Genomic DNA, 17,140 nt, shown 5'->3' with positions numbered 1-17,140 from the left:
TTCAGCCCTTTCCCTATCAGCCTTTGCCAACTAGAGCATCCAAGGCCGCCTTTCTCATGATCTCTATCGGAGCCTTTTCCTCCGTCCAGAGTTCAAACTGGGCGGCCCCTTGATAGACCAACATAGAGAGCCCGTCTATCGTCTGGCAACCAGCGGCCTCGGCCTCCTTGAGTAATCTGGTCTTAAGGGGAGAATAAACAATATCCATGACCACCTTGAATTGAGAAAGGACTTCCCTTGGCACCAGGGAACGATCCTCCTCTAGGCCTACCGTCGTCGTCTGGATGAGGATCTCGGCCGATAGGTGAACCATCTCCTCGAGATCTCCGGCAACGGCCCCGATTTCGCGGGCCAGGGCCTCGGCTTTTGAACGGGTTCGGTTGAGGATCACCACCTCGGCTCCGGCCTCAGAGAGGCCGTAGGCAATGGCCCGAGCCGCTCCCCCGGCCCCCAAGATAAGCACCCGCCTCCCCCGGGGATCAATCACTTCTTCAATGGCCTTAAGGGCCCCGAGCCAATCAGTGTTCAAACCTTTAAGCCCTTTCGGGCTGGTGACAATGGTGTTTACCGCCCCGATCCTTCGGGCCAGAGGATCTATTTCATCAAGAAGATCCATTACTGCCACCTTATGAGGTACAGTTACCGAAACACCGTTTATCCCCAAGGCCTTAAGCCCGGAGAGGGCCGCCGGTAAGGTCTCCGGCCGGGTCGGGAAAGGCACATAGACCCCAGGATAACCTGTGACCCTAAAGGCGGCATTATGCATGGCCGGGGAAAGAGAGTGGGCCACTGGATAACCAATAATCCCGAAGACCTTGGTCCGGCCGGTAATTATTCCAGCCATTTAAGCATCTCCTTCAAGGCCCTAATCGGAATCTGACCAGCAGCAGCCTCTCGGCCTTCTTCTAGACAAGAGTAGGTCATCACCCCCCCAAGTAAGACTGTAGCCAAGCGACTTATGCGTCCCAAAGGCCCCATACAAAAAGCTGCCAGCGGAAAACCCAACTCCTTTTGGGCCCAGGGAAGAAGTTCCAGAAGACGAAGGTTATCTTCTGGAGCCCGGGCATAGGTAACAACTTTGCCCCAGTCAGCCCCGGTTTCTTTGAGAAGAACTACTTGCTCTTTCAGATGTTCTTCCCGAGGGGTTTCTGAAAAATTATGATAAGAAGCAACAAGCTTAGTCTTCCCCTTACGATAGACAAATTCCCTCCAGACCTCCCGAGGGACATCATGTTCAAGATCGAGATAGTCGGCCTGCCCTAAGGCCTCAGATAAGATGGCCAATCTCAACTCCTCGGGGCCTTGATAGAGCCCTCCCTCCCTTTTAGGCCGGAAGGTAAAAAGAAGGGGAAAAGGAAGGGCCTCCATAAAGACCCTAGGGTCGGGATCCTTAAGGGCATCAAGTCTGATCTCGATGAGATCAGCCAAGGCCCCGGCTTGAGCGGCCCTTCGAAGGGCCTCCTTGGGGTCGGCCTCAAGAATAGAGACACAGATCAAGCTTTGAAAACCTCCTTTTTACACTGGAAACTTAGATAGTCGCATCAGGGCTTGAGAAATCTCTTTTTGGCTATCTGGTAGATCCGAGCCACTTCTTCACTATTTAGCCCCGCCCCAAGGCCGATCTGATGGGCAAAGTCCTTGGTCAAAAAATCACTGGGAGCGTGGCCATCGGAGTTTATTACCAAGGGAGCCTCATAGCGCCGGGCCAGCACCGCCAGATGGCCGTTACCAAGGCAGTGGCCTTTGCGCCCGGAAAGCTCCAGAAAAACCCCTTTTTGGGCGGCCAATCGGACATCTTCTTCACAGATAAGTCCAGGATGGGCCAGGATATCAGCACCAGCAAGGATCGCTGCCCGATTAGTCCCAGGGGCCACAGGTTCAACCAAAGTCTCACCGTGGACGACAACAACCCGGGCCCCAAGCTCCCGGGCCCTTTTGACCAAAGGAGCTACCAAGTCAGGAGCCACATGGGTGATCTCGATGCCCGGGATGAGTCTCGTCTGGCTGTGAGCGTTGATCTCTTCGGCAACCTTGACCATCCGGGGAATGATCAAATCAAGGTTGGAGCTATCGGCATGATCGGTGATGGCCACGGCTTCATAGCCCATGACCTCAAGGCGCCTTATCAATTCCGAGGGGATGAGCTCTCCGTCACTAAAGATAGAATGACAATGCAGATCGAACATGGACTACATTTTGTATTTGCTAAAGGTCTCTGGGTCAAGGGACTCCAAAATATCAGACCACTTATCCCCCTCTTTGGCTTCGGATTTCTGTTCCTCCAGCTGACGACTTTTGCGCAGGACCTCCTCGTGGACATAAATCTCTGCTCCGGTACGCAAGGCCAGAGCGATAGCATCACTCGGACGAGCATCGATCTGCATCTCCCGACCATCAAGGTCCAAGGTGATCAGAGCATAATAGGTATTATCTTTGAGATCGCAGACCTCAACCCGGGGAATCTTGATTCCCAAACTGTCCAGGATGTTTTTCAGAAGATCGTGGGTCATGGGGCGGGAGAACTCAATCTTTTCGATCTGAGTAGCAATGGCCGTCGCCTCCAGAAGCCCGATCCAGATGGGCAACGTCCGCTGCCCCCCCTTTTCTTTAAGGATCATAATGGGGGTGTTGGAGACGGGATCAAGGGCAATGGTCTGTATTTCCATTTTGATCATCACTGCCTCCTCCCTCCGGACAACCGGAGTTCAATGGAGAGTGCCTGCCAAGCGACCCTTGAGGGAATGTCGACAGGCCTCCTCTATCAAGACCTCAACCAATTTACCAATGAGGTCCTGACCACCATAGAAGTTTACCACCGTATTTTGCCTGGTCCGCCCCATCCATTGATGAGGATCAGTCTTACCCCGACCTTCGACCAGAACCTCCACCTTCTGTCCGACCAGACGTTGATATCGTCGACGGGTTATCTCCTGCTGAAGCTTATGGACCTTGGCCAGACGTCTCTCTTTGACTTCCTCTGAGACTTTGTCAGGAAAGGTACGGGCTCGAGCAAAAGGTCTGTCAGAGTATTTGAAGGAAAAGATTTCATCAAACTGAACCTCTTCTAACAGACAAAGGGTAGCCTCAAAGTCCTCTTCAGTCTCCCCAGGAAAACCAACAATGAGATCGCTAGTGAGAGCTATCTGAGGAACCATCTCCCGTAGTTTCCTCACCTTCTCCAGGTACCCCTGTCGGGTATAGCCTCGATTCATGGCTTTGAGGATCCGGTCAGAGCCCGACTGGACAGGCAGGTGAAGATGTTCACAGAGGATCGGTATCTCCGCAAAGGCTGCCATTAGCTCCGGAGAGAGGTCCTTGGGATGGCTGGTAGTAAAGCGCAAACGTTCAAGCCCCCTGACCATAGCCACCTCTCGGAGGAGCTCAACAAAAGAGGGAAAGCCAGGCTGGGTTTTGCCATAGGAGTTGACATTTTGCCCCAGAAGGGTGACCTCTTTGACCCCCTTTTTCACCAGGGCTTCAATTTCGGCGATGATTTCTGTTGGAGGCCGGCTGATCTCAGGGCCACGAACATAGGGAACGACACAATAAGAGCAATAATTATTGCACCCTTGCATGATAGTAACAAAGGCCCTAACAGCCCTCTGACCAACCTCGGGCGAGGCCGAAGATGGCAGGCAGAAATTGTCATTTATCTCGGTATCGACCACCGGTCCCTCACCAGCTTCAACCCTGGCCAAGGCCTCCCTGAGACGATAGACACCCTGAGGTCCAAGGACTATGTCTACATAGGGCAGCCTCTCCACCAGGCGCTCTCCTTCTTGCTGGGCTACACAGCCACAGACAGCAATGATCACCTCTGGCCGACGACGTTTGAGGTGCTTAAGCCTTCCGACTAGACTGTAGACCTTGACCTCGGCCTTTTCCCGGACGCTACAGGTATTGAGGATAATGAGATCGGCCTCGTCCGGATCCGAAACGAGGTCATAATCCGGGCGCAGGGCCTCGAACATGCGCCGGGAATCATACTCATTCATCTGGCAACCGAAGGTGCGAATGAAGAGCCTCTTTTTGGCTGCTTGGGCAGTCTGTTCTTTCCGAGCCTCGATATCGGTCAGCATATTTAAAACTTATTCTATCGAGTCCATATGTTCAACCTAGTCCAGACTATCAAGGCCTATGGCCAGGGCCAGACGGGCCAGGGCCAGATGCAGCTCGGCAAGAGCATTAATATGGTTAGTACGGGCTACAAGAAGAAGGTGTTCAGCATCCAGAACCTCGGTGGTCGCTGCCAACTGCTCCCGGTATCGCTCCCGATGAAGCCGAAAGTTCTCTTGAGCCTGCTCAAGGGAGGCCTTGGTTAGCTTAAGTCTCTCTTGGGCCTCAGAAAGACCCAGATAGGCTTCCTTGACCTCTAGGGTCACCTGATCAAGGATTTCCTGGGCCAGAGCCTCGGTTTTCCTCAGGCGTGAACGAGCCGCAGAGACGGTATCAGCTGTCTTTCCCCACTCAAATATACTCCAGCGCACCTCGGCCATAAAAGTAATGTTTTCCGTATTGCCGTAAGGATTACGGTCAAGGTCAGCCGTATCACCAATGCGTTGGTAGGTCGCCGTCAGATCGAGCCAAGGATAATAATTACTTTGGGCCAAGCGGATACCAGTTTTGGCCTTCTCGATGGCCAGTTTGGCCGCGACAATCTCTGGACGTCTTTTTCTGGCCAAGTCAAGGGCCACCTTAAAGGGAGGATAGCTGACCACCTCATCCAGACAATCAATCACTTCTATCGGAGCATTGATGTCTTCTTGAATGAGGACGTTGAGCCTAGCCTGAGCCAGACGAAGATTGTTAGTCGCCCTTATCAGATTATGTTTTGCCTCAAGATAGGCCACTTTGGCCTGGAGAAGATCGGCCTTGTTGATCAGGCCCTGAGTAAAGAAGGCCTGGGCATCTTTAAAATGGGCCTCAAGACGCCTCTGGGCCAAAAACATTTCCTGCTGACGCCGTTTGGCCTCCAGGAGCCGGAAATAGGCCTCTTTGACAGCATAGATCAGCTCCTGACGGCTACGGACCTCTTCGACTTTGGAGATATCGGCCTCTAAGGCGGCCAAGCGGTGTCTGGCCCAAAGGGCCAGACCATGAAAAAGAGGCTGACGAAGGACAACCTGCCATTGATAGGTCTGCTTGGCAGAGATGGGCACATCCCGGTTAAGGATGACCACGGTGGTCTGATCCCTGTATTTGGTGAAGGTGTAAGAGGTCCAAAGCTTAGGTAAAAAATCTTTATAGGCTGAACGTTCCCTGGCCCGAGCCTCAGAGACAGATTCCCGAAAGACCTTAAGGCGTGGGTGGCGTTCTAGGGCTAAGTGAAGACAGTCTTCCAAGCTAAGGCGGGCTGAAAACGCCGTCACCGGCCAAAGAGAAAACCAAACCAGCAAAATAAGCCTCATTAAAGACCGCCACCTCATGAAATCTCCTCTGGTAGAAGTTGAGGGGCCAAGTCGTCAATGATGGCCATGACCTCAGAATAGGTCTCCCTTGTAACCAGAAGCTCTACTTCCCCCCTCAAAGGATCCCTGGTCCTCAAGAGGCCCAAGTGGCCATAGCCTTCAAGGACAAAACGCAACCAATAGATCTTTTGGGGATTGATCCGAAGATAGATTCTAAGACCCTCTTCTCGAAGGCAATCATCCATCCAGCAACGCCCCTGCTAAGTCATAGCAAAAAGTCAAAGATGAGGGAACCAGAGATGGGCCTCAGGCGATCCCCAAGAGACTTCCTGCCTGACGAATAAAAAAGGCCACCAGCCAAGCTAAGGTCATCAGATAAAAGATGGAAAAAAAAGTCCATCTAACAGAACCCGTCTCCCTCCAGATGGTGATCACACTGACAATACAGGGGACATAGATGAGGACAAAGACCATAAAGGCAAAGGCTGTAAGAGGGGTTATACCCGAGGATTTCAGAGCCTCAGAGAGGCTAGAGAATCCTCCCTCTGTGGTGGCTTCCCGGACGTGGTAGAGAACCCCCATAGAAGAGACGACCACCTCCTTGGCCACAAAGCCTGTCATCAGGGAAACCCCCATCTGCCAGTTAAAACCCAAGGGGGCAATCAGAGGCTCGATGGCTTGGCCAGCCTGCCCGATGTAGCTCTCCTCAATGGGTGGGGCTTGACCATCTATCCGGGGAAAGGCCGTTAGAGCCCACAGAACCACTGAGAAGGCCAGAACCACACCGCCCATCTTTTGAAGATAGACCTTGGTTTTGTCCCACATGTGGATAAGGATGCTCTTTATAGTCGGGAGGCGATAAGGAGGAAGCTCCAGAACAAAGGGAGCGATCTCTCCTTTGAAGATTGTCCGACTGAATATCTGGCCCATAAGAACCGCCAAGATGATGCCCAAGACGTAAATACCAAAGATCACATTCCCCTCACGTCCTGGGAAAAACGTACCGGCAAAAAGGATATAGACCGGTAGCCTTGCCGAACAACTCATCAAAGGATTGATAAGGATGGTCAGAAGCCGGTCCTTACGCGATTCCAAGGTCCTGGTAGCCATGATCGCCGGGACGTTACAACCAAAGCCCATAAGAAGGGGAATAAAGGACTTTCCATGAAGCCCCAGGGTGTGCATGATCCGATCCATAATAAAGGCCGCCCGGGCCATATAGCCGGTGTCCTCAAGAAGGCTTATCCCCAGAAAGAGTAAAAGGATGTTAGGCAAAAAGACGATCACTCCCCCCACGCCTCCGACAATCCCCTCGACGAGGAGATCCCGGAGGAGGCCCGGGGCCATGTGGGCGGTGAGCTGGTTGCCAATCCATTCCACTCCAGCCTCAATCCAAGAGACCGGGATCTCTCCCAGACGGAAGGTAAGATAAAAAAGGAGATACATGAAGAGAAAAAATATGGGGAAGCCCAGAAGACGGTTGGTGACAACCTGGTCGATACGATCTGAAAGACTTACTCGGGCCTGGGGGGAAAGACGCATGGTCTCCCGGAGGGCCCCAGCGATAAAACCGTAACGGGCCTCAGCAATAAGGGCCTCTGCTGTTTCTTCAAAGAGATCCTGGATCCGCTCCCGGGCCTCCTGGGCCATGGCGACGATCTCTCTGCCCCCGTAAGAGGCCACTTTGGCGACAATGTCCTGATCTGCCTCAAGGAGTTTTACTGCCAGCCAACGGGAAGGATACTTATCCTTTAAAGGGCTTTGGGAGAGGACCTCACTTAGACGGGCAATCTCTTTTTCCAGTTCTGAACCGTAGTTGATGTGGATTCGACGGCTACGGGGCTCCCGCCCCTCGGCCACAGCAATGGCCGAAGAGATGAGTTCCTCCATGCCTACGGACTTGGTACCCACAGTCTTGACAATGGGAACCCCCAGGAGAACGGAAAGCTGCTCGAAATCTATTTTGATCCCCCGGGCTTCGGCCAGATCGACCATGTTCATGGCAAAGACCAGAGGGGCTTCAAGCTCGATAAGCTGAACTGCCAAGTAAAGATTGCGCTCTATATTGGAGGCATCAATAACATCGACCACTACCTCTGGCTGTTCATCGAGAATAAAATCCCGGGCAATAACCTCTTCTACCGAGTAGGCCGTAAGGGAATAGATTCCAGGCAGGTCCACCACTCGGATTTGATAATCATTGTATGTGAGGTAGCCTTCCTTTTTCTCAACGGTTACCCCGGGCCAGTTACCAACCTTTTGGCGAGCTCCAGTAAGGTTATTGAAGATGGTTGTTTTGCCGGCGTTGGGGTTGCCGATTAGGGCCAAGGTGATCTGCTTCATAGAATAAAGACTAGAGAGGTTCCACTAGGATCTTTTCCGCCTCTTCGTGACGAAGGCTGACATGATACCCCTTAATGAGATAGTCCACCGGATCTTTCAGGGGGGCGTACCGGACGACCTCAACCTCGGCTCCAGGAATAAAGCCCATCTCCATGAGCCGCATCTTAAAGGGCCCATTGCCCAGAATCCTTACAATCCGGGCCCGCTGACCGGTACGGAGATCATCAAGACTACAAGCCATAAACACCTCTAGCGCAGATTGAGCTTTTTGCGACACTCAGGGCAGTAACCGTAAACCTCCAACTTGTGGCCGACAACCCGGTAGCCAAACTTTTCAGCCAGATTTTCCTCGATTCTTTTAAGAGATGGCTCTACAAATTCGTCTATCCGCCGGCACTCAAGGCATCTTAAGTGACAATGGTGTTCATGGCCATAGATGAACTCATAGTGCATGTGGCCGTCTTCATAATAGACTTCCTGGATAAGGCCACAATCTATAAGAAGGGGAATCGTCCGGTAGATGGAAGCCTTAGAGAGACGTTCGCCCTTGTTGCGCAACCTCAAATAAAGTTCATCGACATCGAAATGGTCGTGAGTATCCATGATCTCGCGGAGGATAATTTCGCGTTCAGGGGTGTAGCGAAGGCCCTTTTTGCGAATATAGTCCTTAAAGATCTGAAACTCGGGCCGACCTTCGGCCCCGGATGCCTTTCCATCTCCCATGAATAAATCCTTAAAGCAGATTGTGACTATCGTCGCTAGAAGTAGAAAATATCCCTTTTTATGTCAAGTAGAGACTCTTTTTCAATTGTGATTAGATCTTCTCCAACTCATAATCCCTCTGTCCGAGGCCTATTTCTTCAGCATGGGCCAACTGGATCTCCCAGTCAACCTTAGGATAAAGCCCCCGGAGCTTATCCTCCTCGGCGGATATTTTGTTAGTGAGGACTGAACCTGGAAGGGCTGACTCTTGGTTTATAAGGTCAACAGAGGCCTGATCTATAGCCACAGGATCCCTGGAGGCCAGGATGCCAATGTCCCTAACAATGGGATAATCATTAAAATGGTAGCAGTCGCAGGCCGGGGAGACATTCATAATGAAGTTGAGAAAAACCGAGCGGTCTTTTTTGCCCCAAAGAGCCCCATAGGCATATTCAGCAAGCTTTTTCAAAAAGGAAGGCCCGGCCTCGTTCCACTGGACCTGGATGGCCCCTTCCGGACAGATAACGATACATTCCCCACAACCAATGCACTTCTTGGAATCGATGAGCATTCTTTTGCCCGAAGGGCTGGGGGCGATAGCCGAAGAAGGACAGTAGTCCAGACATGTCCTACACAGCACACACTTCTTTTTGTTGACCTTGGGGGCAATGGTAGAGTGCTGAATGAGCTTGCCTTTGCGGGCTGCACAACCCATCCCCAAGTTTTTAAGGGCCCCGCCAAAGCCTGAAAGTTCATGGCCTTTGACATGACTCATGACCACCAAGTGATCTGCCCGATAGATGGCCTGGGCAATATAGAGCTCCTTTAGAAGCGGAAGATCCACCTTCAGGCACACAAAGTTATCTCCCAGAAGGCCGTCGGCGATGATAATCGGAGCCCGAACTACCGCAAAATCAAAGCCGTTTTCTATGGCTGTCTCCAGGTGGACCACGGCATCGGAGCGACTACCCTTATAGAGGGTGTTGGTGTCAGTAAGAAAGGGAGTGGCTTTGAGGGCCTTAATAATATCGACCACTTTACGGGCGTATTGGGGGCGGATGTAAGCCAGATTACCCTTCTCTCCGAAATGAATCTTGATGGCCACCCGACGACTGGGCCGGATGATCTCCTTAAGGCCAGCCTTTTCCAGGAGAAGGCCCACCTTGTCTAGAAGATTCTGCCTGGATTCGGCCCTCAAGTCGGCAAAATAGACCTTGCTAGCCATGGTTCCTCCTAACGAGCCGCTTCTTCAATATCGACAATCTTGATGTCCCCGACGTAGTCCTTGGCCTGATAACGAGTGATTTGGGTCATCTTTTTGGTAAGAAGACTCATCCGTTTAAGGTTACGGAGGATAAGGTCCACCTCTTCTCGAAGCCCAGGAAGCGACGTAGGCAGTTCCTCCAAGAGAAGTTCTGCCGCCCCAATAGCCACAAACATAGGAGTATTGAGTTCATGAGCCACGGCCCGGGCCATCTCTACCACCCCTTGGAGCCGTTCCCGCTCCATGGTTTCCTTCTCAAGGAGTTTCTGAGGAGTGATATCCCGAATTACCTCGATAAAAAATTCAATCCTGCCCTGGGAGTCCACCACCGGTGAGGTAACCACCTCCAAGTAGTGAGGGCCATCTTCCCTAGGAAGTTCGATCACCCTGGTAGCCGGCCTTCCTGAAGCCTCGACCTCCCTGGTAGGACAGGTTTCTTCATTACAGAAGGAAATGACCTCATAACAAGGCCGGCCAGAGACCTCCTCCGTGGAAAGATTATAGTGCTTCAGGAAGACCTTGTTGGCCATAACGATCCGCCCCTCAGGATCAATGACCACCAGACCAGCATGAAGACTGTCAATAATGCTTTTCAGAAAGCGTTCCTGTTGTTCGAGGGCCCTTAACAGATGATTAATTTTCTCATAGGCCTGGGCCTTCTTAAGGGCAATGCCTCCCTGTTCGGCCACTGCCATGGCAAAGTTAACCTCCGTCTCGCTAAAGCTCCGAGGCTCCGAGGTAAGAAGCCGCAAGACCCCCAGAATCTCCCCCTCTACCAAGATAGGAACAGCCAAAATACTCTTCACTCCTTCCCTTCTGGCGGCTTCCTGATAACGAATCCGGGAATCACGGGTGGCGTCGTAGATGGCCACCGGCCGGCCAGCCAAGGCCTCATGGATGGCCCTTTCATCGTCGATAGACCCCCGGGAAAGATATTCCTCAGAGAGCCCGGAGGCGGCAACCAACTCAAGATGACCACCTTTAGGATCAAGCAAACGGATAGTGCATCCCTTCAGCCCCATGACCTCTGGTAATTTAGTGACGATAAGGTCCAGGATTTCTCGGAAAGAAAGAGTGGAGTTTAAAGCCTTACCAATCTCGTTGACGGTCTTGAGATACTTCACCTGACGCAACTGATGACGATAGAGACAGGCATTTTCGATGATGATGCCGCATTGTTCGGCCAAGACCTTCAGAAAATCTATATCCTCAGAAGAAAATTCCCTACTCTGACGGGAAAAAAGGCTGAGCATACCAATGGTTTGCCCCCGGGAGATTACCGGGACAGTGACAAAGGACTTTATCCCCTCGCGGGAGAAGATCTCCTTAAATAAGGGCCTATCGGCCCAGGAAGAAGCTTCAAGGAGAAGGGGTTCTCCTTCTAAGACCTCATCAAGGAGATGGTCATCAAGGGCCGCCCACTGTCTGGTAGACCGATCGGTAAGCCCTGAGAAAGCCCGAGGAACAAGGTGATCACCGGTCTCATCGAGCAGACAGACCATGGCTCCATCAAAGCCCATGGCCTTGGGAACCCGTTCAACCAGAAGCTCAAGCACCCGATTAACATCCAGCGTGGCCGAAATGGTCTTAACTATATCCCGGAAAAGCTGAAAATAGGTCTCTTGCCTTCCACCCATAGACATCTAAGATAGAAGGAGGGGCCCTTAAATGGCCCCTCCTTAAATTATTAGCCAACAAAGACTATCAGTCTTTTATTCTGTCTTCTTTATCACCTGAACCTTATTAAATTTCAAGGGCGGTGTTCCGCTATAAAGACAGCTACAGCTTGGTTTCATAACCTTTGTCGTTCCTGTTCCCCAGAACCGAGGATACTTGGGATCGGCCTCAAGGCCGCGCCAGTGCCCAAAACCACCAGCGGCAGCCACTACCCCCTGACGAATATTCCAGGTAACCCGGACCTTGGTCTCAAACTCCCCCCAAGGGCTTCTGACGATCACCTGATCACCATCTCTGATCCCTCGGATCTTGGCATCGATAACATTGAGCCACAAAGGGTTGCTTCCCCGCTGCTTCATGAGCTGGATATTGTTCATCGTCCCGCAGTGTTCATGTTCCAAAACTCGAAAATAGCCCAATATAAGGGGATATTTCTCATCGGGCTTAAGGTCAGGCCAATCCTCCCAAGGATCTTTATAATCTGGAAGGGGATCAAGACCCTTTTTCTCTGCCACAGGATGTTTGAAGTTATATTTGCCAGTGGGGGTTTTCCCTGATGAGCCATAGCCCTCCGGTGGATTGAGGCTACCCCACTTCTTATATTTGTAATATTCATGAGGATCAGTGATGTAGTAGCCGGTCTTCTTAAGTTCCTCAAGGCTTACCGGAAATCCCCGAAGTTGGTTGCGGATAAAGTCCTCTTCTTTCTGCCAGGGGAAAAATTCCCCAAAGCCTAGGCGACGAGCCAACTCCGTGAAGATCCACCAGATAGGTCGAGAGTCATAGAGGGGATCAATGACTTTCTGGAAAAGGCTAATAAAAGACTCATAGGTCCAATCAGCCACCACCCGGCTTTGCTCCAGATAAGTACAGTCTGGAAGGACGACATCAGAAAGAGTGGCCGTATTGCTCATGAATATATCTATGGCCACCCGGAAGTCCATCTTCTTGATAGCCCGGACGATGGAATCTTCGTTCCCACAAGAAAGGACCGGGTCGCCGAAATAGCAGACCAAGGCCTTGATTTTCCCCTCATCCACCTGTTCTTCCAGATAAGCCGGCCACCAACCACTCCAGATGCGACCCTCATTGAGCTTTACCTTAGGAGCATTATTGGGGGGTTTGGGCTGGCCTTCACCCCAGGGACTAGCCAACTTTCTCTTAAAAGGAAGACTTGGACCTCCAGGGGCGTCAAAGGTACCTTTGAGTCCATTTAGGGCCATGATGGCCATGGTGGCGTAGAAGGCATTGGGGCTTTGAGAAACCCCGGTCCAACAGAGGGCGGCCGGATGATCGGCATACCCAAATTCACGGGCCAAGCGCTCAATGGTGGCCGCTGGCACGCCACAGATCTTCTCGGCCCATTCCGGAGTCCGTGGCTGGCCGTCTTCCTCCCCCAGAAGGCGGCGCCTGAAATCTTCGAAACCATAGGTCCAGTTTTCCACAAAATCTCGGTCATAGAGGCCCTCTTTGACGATCACATAGCACATGGCCAAGGCCAAGGCCCCATCGGTAGCCGGCTTTATGGGGATCCACTCTGTGGCTGCGGCTGCGGTCTCGCTACGCCGGGGATCCACGGCCACCAGCTTACAGCCCCGCTTAAGGGCCTCTTTGAGGAGGGAGAGTTTTCGCTGCCCCCCTGAAGTGGCGTATTCGTTGATGCCAAAAAGAATGACAAAATCACTTTGACTGTAGTCGATCCAGGGACGCTTATCATTCAGATTATATTCGTTGGCCATGCGAATGGGATTGTCACACATTACCCGGTGGGTCACCTTGTGGGGGCAACCATAGGCGGCCATGACGGCCTCGTGCAGCCAAGCATTAAAATCATTGCCTCGATGATACCCTACAGTAGCCGGATCAAGCTCTTTGAGCTTGGCAGCTACCAGATCCAGGGCCTCATCCCAAGAAGCCTTTCGAAAACGACCATTTTCTTTGATAAGAGGGGTCTTTAAGCGATAGGCACTGTAGGTCTGAAGATGGGCGTTGCCTCCTTTAATACACAGACGCCCCCCGCCTTTGGGATCCCCAGCCAGCCCAGTAATCCCCTGAATGATACCATCCTTTACCCTTACCGTCTGGCCACAAAGCCCCAGACAGATATAACAATGAGTGGGATAAGTCCGGAGACCTCCTTCAGGAAGGGCTCCTCGGCTAAGGGTCCGATAGTCTTCAAGGGGAAGCTTTTTAAAGAGGGGGTAAAAAAGGGCCAGGGTCTCAAGATAGGCCTGATTGGGGCTTGTCCCTGACTCCACACTGAAAAGGTACATCCTCTCCTGGAAGAGAAAGGCCATTAACAGTTCGGCCACTCCCTGATAGAAATCCGTCTGGGCAGCCCCAGAAAGCACGGCCACAAATTCAACTACCCAGTTGAGGAGGTGATTGCGCAGGAACTGGATGTGTCCCTCAAAGGCCTTTTGATCCCCCTGGGCAGCCTTTTCAAGGAGATGGGCCACAAACTCAAGCTCTACAGCCATGTGGTCTTCGAGCTCATAGTAGGCCGGATCTTTTTTGATATCAAAGGCCCGATAGGCCTGTCTAACCTGAGGAACGCCCCCCCTGATAACTACAGGCTCACGGTTCAGATAAACAGACTCGTAGGGAAAGACTGGGTTGGGGCCGGCGTTGAGGAAAAGATCGGCATATTCGTAGCGTAACTGTCGATAGGCCTCCTCCGGCCCCTGTTGATTAATAAAATCCAGAATCTTCTTCAGGCCTGTGGCCAGATCGGCCAAGGGGGCCTTGGCAACGATGGCCTCGGCCTCCCTCTTAAATCCTTCCTCGGCCAAGGCAGAAATAAGCTCTTTCTCTGGTTCATCATAAAGGGTTAGCGCCAGAAAGCGATAGATCTTAGCCCGCTTGGCATTTAGTTCTGCGTCCATCTCCCCCCTCCTTGATCACTTACTCAGAGGACGGCGGCAATGATCTGTTTGGCCTTGTTGTACTGCCTCCTGCCAGCCCTCCTTTTACTCCTTTCTGACATAGAATATGTCAAGGTGTCTAGTACAATTGTAAAGTCAACATTCTGAACAATTACGTGTGGCAGACAATTGAGCCGCACTGGAGAAAAGTTGAGTATTCCCCTTACTCCGGCCTCGGCCAAGTCGCTTACTGCCTGCTGGGCCTGATCACGATCCGTACAGATGACTCCGATCTCGATCTCCTTCTCGGCTACTACCCGGGGCAAAGACTCGATGGACTCTACCAGAAGGTCCTCCCGGACCCTCTCCCCTACCCTAGAGGAATCATAATCAAAGACCGCAGTGAGAAGGTACTCCTGACGGGGCTCAATAAAATAGCGCATCACAGTCTCTCCCAGGGGATTATAACCTACCAAGGCTATTCGTCTCTGCTGGTTAAGACCAAGGATGTTTTTGATTTCCTCAAGAAGCTGGGCCACGTTGTAACCCACCCCCCGAACCCCAAAACGGCCAAAGAAGGAAAGGTCTTTGCGCAACTGGGCCGGGTTGACCCCACAATAGTGGGCCATAGCCTGAGAGGAGATAACCTTGCGGCCTTTTCTTAAGAGCTCTTCCAGACACCGCCGATAAAGAAAAAGACGGATAATTGTGCTCTGGCTGTCTCTAAACTCCATCTGAAACACCTCCATGATCTTTTTCCGGATTATTTCTTCAAGATGGATGCCAAAAGGACATAAAGACAAAATGGAGAAAATTGGAGCTAGCTCAGGAAAGGAGGGTAAGAGAAGATTTTCACTGCCACATAGATGTGGCAGGTGCCACAATTATGTGGCAGTTTGGCGCATGAGCCTTTGAAAGACTTGGCGTCTTAAGCCGGCTAGGCGCGCTGCCTTGGTAACGTTGCCCTCAGCAAGTTCAAGGGCCTGTCTTACATACTCTCTAACAAATCTCTCCAGAACCCTGGCCTTGGCCTCATGATAGGGCAAGAGCCCGTTTTCTGAAGACTCGAGGGCAGCCTCTTCCATCTCCGGGGCCAGATCCGCCGGGGTGATGACCTTACCCTGGGTGAGAAGGACCGCCCGGCGAATGACGTTCTGAAGTTCCCGAACATTGCCTGGCCAGGGACGGGTGAGAAGATATTTGAGGGCCTCAGGGCTCAATTCCAATTCTTCCCGACCATATTCCCGGCCAAATATCTCCAGGAAGTGACGGGCCAAGAGGGGGATATCTTCAGAGATCTCCGAGAGCGAAGGCATGCGGATGGTGACCACGTTCAGACGGTAAAAAAGGTCCTCCCGAAAGAGGCCCTGCCTGATCTTGGCCTCAAGGTCTTGGTTGGTGGAGGCCAGGACCCGAACATCAACCTTAATGGGCCTGGTGGCCCCCAGTGGATGGATTTCCTTTTCTTGAAGGACTCGGAGGAGCTTGGTTTGAAGGGCTGGAGAGATGTCCCCGATCTCATCAAGAAGAATAGTCGAGCCATGGGCCATCTCAAAAAGGCCCTTTTTGTCCCTGGTGGCCCCGGTAAAGGCCCCTTTGCGATAGCCAAAAAGTTCAGATTCTAGAATATGTTCCGGCACTGCCGGACAGTTGACCACGATCAACTCCCGGTCAGCCCTGGGACTTAAGCGATGAATGGCCCGGGCCGCAAGCTCCTTACCCGTCCCAGACTCCCCCCGGATAAGGACCGTGACGTCTGTAGGGGCAATCTTTTTGATCAGGGAGATAGCCTTGCGGAGCCGGGGTGAACGACCGACAAAATCCACCTGTGAAAAGGACTCTAGCTTGGTCTTCAGCTGGACGTTTTCTTTGAGGAGCTGGGTGCGTTCTAGGGCCTTCTGGACGGCATGGATCACCCGGTCATTGTCAAAGGGCTTGGGGATAAAATCGTAGGCCCCCTGTTTTAAGGCCTCAACGGCCATCTCTATGGTTCCATAGCCGGTAATGAGGATCACTGTCGACAAAGGACTGGTCTTTTGGGTGGCCTCCAAGATAGCAAAACCGTCAATGTCTGGAAGCCTGACATCGGTGACCACCACATCCGGACTCTGTTTTTGAATGAGTTCAATGGCCCCTCTGCCGTCAGTGACGGTCAACGTCCGGCAGGAGACCCCTCGCTTAATAACCCTCTCTAGAAGGCGAACAAAATCCTGGTCATCGTCGATAATCACCACTAGCGGTCGCTCAGAGGAATCTTTGATATGGTCCTTGACGTTCATAAAGACTTCTCCCGATGGGCTTCGATACTGATTATAACTTTATTTTAGAAAGCTTGCCCCTGATTTGGCCCCCACGGGGAAAAATATCTCCAGAAGATGATTTTGCACGTTTTTATCCTAGGGAGGGACCAAATTGACGAAATCCTGACAAGTCCCTAAAATGGCGCCCATGCATTGGTTGATCTTGATCCTTGTCCTTGTGCTTTGGGCCTCACCGGTCTGGGCCGTCCAGGTTCATCCGGCCCCAGAGGGCCTTATCGCCCACATGCTGGGGCATATCTTCTTCACAGCTGCCATTGTCTATTTTCTCTTCCTTCTTTACCGCCACCCCCCTGGGGATAAACCCGGTTGGCGCTATCTCAAGTGGTCCTTGATCTTTTTCCTCCTCTGGAATGTAGATGCCTTCACTGTCCACGCTCTGGCCCTCAAAATCCCGGATGAGGCCATTTACGGGGCCAATATCTTCGAAGCCAAGCTCCTTCCTCCCCTGAACTGGACGAAGATACTCTACTATTTTTTAAGTTTTGATCACTTTCTCTGTATTCCGGAGATAATCTTCCTCTTTTTGGCCATGAGGAGTTTTTACCTCAAAGGGGCTTGATG

General features: G+C 52.0%; 16 protein-coding genes. 1 reads left to right on the top strand and 15 read right to left on the bottom strand.

All coding sequences use genetic code 11. The features are described from left to right. Positions 1-16: 16 nt before the first annotated feature. The 15 genes from ACXJJX_RS09660 to ACXJJX_RS09590 form a co-directional block, all read right to left on the bottom strand. A complete protein-coding gene (locus tag ACXJJX_RS09660) occupies positions 17-844 on the bottom strand; it encodes a shikimate dehydrogenase (RefSeq protein WP_456434388.1) in 828 nt (275 codons plus the stop codon). After that, positions 832-1,497: a type I 3-dehydroquinate dehydratase gene (gene aroD / locus ACXJJX_RS09655; RefSeq protein ID WP_456434387.1), complete on the bottom strand. Its 666-nt coding sequence runs from the start codon at positions 1,495-1,497 to the stop codon at positions 832-834. Before aroD ends, ACXJJX_RS09660 begins: the two co-directional genes overlap by 13 nt. A gap of 44 nt (positions 1,498-1,541) precedes the next feature. Beyond that, positions 1,542-2,186, bottom strand: coding sequence for a histidinol phosphate phosphatase domain-containing protein (locus ACXJJX_RS09650; RefSeq protein WP_456434386.1), 645 nt, complete (start codon positions 2,184-2,186; stop codon positions 1,542-1,544). Between the two features lie 3 nt (positions 2,187-2,189). Continuing rightward, positions 2,190-2,675: a bifunctional nuclease family protein gene (locus tag ACXJJX_RS09645; protein ID WP_456434385.1), complete on the bottom strand. Its 486-nt coding sequence runs from the start codon at positions 2,673-2,675 to the stop codon at positions 2,190-2,192. A gap of 30 nt (positions 2,676-2,705) precedes the next feature. After that, positions 2,706-4,079, bottom strand: a complete 1,374-nt coding sequence (miaB, locus tag ACXJJX_RS09640; protein WP_456434384.1) for a tRNA (N6-isopentenyl adenosine(37)-C2)-methylthiotransferase MiaB — start codon at positions 4,077-4,079, stop codon at positions 2,706-2,708. A 36-nt stretch (positions 4,080-4,115) separates the two neighbouring features. Continuing rightward, positions 4,116-5,408: a TolC family protein gene (locus tag ACXJJX_RS09635; protein ID WP_456434383.1), complete on the bottom strand. Its 1,293-nt coding sequence runs from the start codon at positions 5,406-5,408 to the stop codon at positions 4,116-4,118. A gap of 14 nt (positions 5,409-5,422) precedes the next feature. After that, positions 5,423-5,653 (bottom strand): DUF4911 domain-containing protein, encoded by a 231-nt coding sequence (locus ACXJJX_RS09630; RefSeq protein WP_456434382.1) that lies wholly within the window; start codon positions 5,651-5,653, stop codon positions 5,423-5,425. Positions 5,654-5,714: 61 nt separating this feature from the next. Continuing rightward, positions 5,715-7,751, bottom strand: a complete 2,037-nt coding sequence (gene feoB / locus ACXJJX_RS09625) for a ferrous iron transport protein B (RefSeq protein ID WP_456434381.1) — start codon at positions 7,749-7,751, stop codon at positions 5,715-5,717. A gap of 10 nt (positions 7,752-7,761) precedes the next feature. Next, positions 7,762-7,992: a FeoA family protein gene (locus ACXJJX_RS09620; protein ID WP_456434380.1), complete on the bottom strand. Its 231-nt coding sequence runs from the start codon at positions 7,990-7,992 to the stop codon at positions 7,762-7,764. Between the two features lie 8 nt (positions 7,993-8,000). Beyond that, positions 8,001-8,474, bottom strand: coding sequence for a Fur family transcriptional regulator (locus ACXJJX_RS09615; RefSeq protein ID WP_456434379.1), 474 nt, complete (start codon positions 8,472-8,474; stop codon positions 8,001-8,003). Positions 8,475-8,565: 91 nt separating this feature from the next. Next, positions 8,566-9,678, bottom strand: a complete 1,113-nt coding sequence (locus ACXJJX_RS09610) for a DUF362 domain-containing protein (RefSeq protein WP_456434378.1) — start codon at positions 9,676-9,678, stop codon at positions 8,566-8,568. An 8-nt stretch (positions 9,679-9,686) separates the two neighbouring features. After that, positions 9,687-11,354, bottom strand: coding sequence for a GAF domain-containing protein (locus ACXJJX_RS09605; RefSeq protein ID WP_456434377.1), 1,668 nt, complete (start codon positions 11,352-11,354; stop codon positions 9,687-9,689). Positions 11,355-11,429: 75 nt separating this feature from the next. Then, entirely contained in the window at positions 11,430-14,279 is a 2,850-nt protein-coding gene (locus tag ACXJJX_RS09600) for a molybdopterin-dependent oxidoreductase (protein WP_456434376.1), read from the bottom strand. A 23-nt stretch (positions 14,280-14,302) separates the two neighbouring features. Then, positions 14,303-14,992 (bottom strand): redox-sensing transcriptional repressor Rex, encoded by a 690-nt coding sequence (locus ACXJJX_RS09595; RefSeq protein ID WP_456434375.1) that lies wholly within the window; start codon positions 14,990-14,992, stop codon positions 14,303-14,305. A gap of 150 nt (positions 14,993-15,142) precedes the next feature. Continuing rightward, the gene (locus tag ACXJJX_RS09590; RefSeq protein WP_456434374.1) at positions 15,143-16,537 is read right to left on the bottom strand and encodes a sigma-54-dependent transcriptional regulator; all 1,395 of its coding nucleotides are present in this window, start codon (positions 16,535-16,537) and stop codon (positions 15,143-15,145) included. A 169-nt stretch (positions 16,538-16,706) separates the two neighbouring features. Between ACXJJX_RS09590 and ACXJJX_RS09585 the strand changes: the two genes are divergently transcribed. Further along, the gene (locus ACXJJX_RS09585; RefSeq protein ID WP_456434373.1) at positions 16,707-17,138 is read left to right on the top strand and encodes a hypothetical protein; all 432 of its coding nucleotides are present in this window, start codon (positions 16,707-16,709) and stop codon (positions 17,136-17,138) included. Positions 17,139-17,140 lie beyond the last annotated feature (2 nt).

This window comes from Thermosulfuriphilus sp. (genome assembly GCF_054026695.1).
Note: the sequence above shows the minus strand (reverse complement) of the source record. Positions and strands in the feature narration are given on the sequence as shown.

What these genes read in the sequence shown, in the direction of transcription:
- ACXJJX_RS09660 (WP_456434388.1), bottom strand. Translation starts at nt 844, where the DNA reads ATGGCTGGAATAATTACCGGCCGGACCAAGGTCTTCGGGATTATTGGT.
- ACXJJX_RS09650 (WP_456434386.1), bottom strand. Translation starts at nt 2,186, where the DNA reads ATGTTCGATCTGCATTGTCATTCTATCTTTAGTGACGGAGAGCTCATC.
- ACXJJX_RS09645 (WP_456434385.1), bottom strand. Translation starts at nt 2,675, where the DNA reads ATGATCAAAATGGAAATACAGACCATTGCCCTTGATCCCGTCTCCAAC.
- miaB (WP_456434384.1), bottom strand. Translation starts at nt 4,079, where the DNA reads ATGCTGACCGATATCGAGGCTCGGAAAGAACAGACTGCCCAAGCAGCC.
- ACXJJX_RS09635 (WP_456434383.1), bottom strand. Translation starts at nt 5,408, where the DNA reads ATGAGGCTTATTTTGCTGGTTTGGTTTTCTCTTTGGCCGGTGACGGCG.
- ACXJJX_RS09630 (WP_456434382.1), bottom strand. Translation starts at nt 5,653, where the DNA reads ATGGATGATTGCCTTCGAGAAGAGGGTCTTAGAATCTATCTTCGGATC.
- feoB (WP_456434381.1), bottom strand. Translation starts at nt 7,751, where the DNA reads ATGAAGCAGATCACCTTGGCCCTAATCGGCAACCCCAACGCCGGCAAA.
- ACXJJX_RS09620 (WP_456434380.1), bottom strand. Translation starts at nt 7,992, where the DNA reads ATGGCTTGTAGTCTTGATGATCTCCGTACCGGTCAGCGGGCCCGGATT.
- ACXJJX_RS09615 (WP_456434379.1), bottom strand. Translation starts at nt 8,474, where the DNA reads ATGGGAGATGGAAAGGCATCCGGGGCCGAAGGTCGGCCCGAGTTTCAG.
- ACXJJX_RS09610 (WP_456434378.1), bottom strand. Translation starts at nt 9,678, where the DNA reads ATGGCTAGCAAGGTCTATTTTGCCGACTTGAGGGCCGAATCCAGGCAG.
- ACXJJX_RS09605 (WP_456434377.1), bottom strand. Translation starts at nt 11,354, where the DNA reads ATGGGTGGAAGGCAAGAGACCTATTTTCAGCTTTTCCGGGATATAGTT.
- ACXJJX_RS09600 (WP_456434376.1), bottom strand. Translation starts at nt 14,279, where the DNA reads ATGGACGCAGAACTAAATGCCAAGCGGGCTAAGATCTATCGCTTTCTG.
- ACXJJX_RS09595 (WP_456434375.1), bottom strand. Translation starts at nt 14,992, where the DNA reads ATGGAGTTTAGAGACAGCCAGAGCACAATTATCCGTCTTTTTCTTTAT.
- ACXJJX_RS09590 (WP_456434374.1), bottom strand. Translation starts at nt 16,537, where the DNA reads ATGAACGTCAAGGACCATATCAAAGATTCCTCTGAGCGACCGCTAGTG.
- ACXJJX_RS09585 (WP_456434373.1), top strand. Translation starts at nt 16,707, where the DNA reads ATGCATTGGTTGATCTTGATCCTTGTCCTTGTGCTTTGGGCCTCACCG.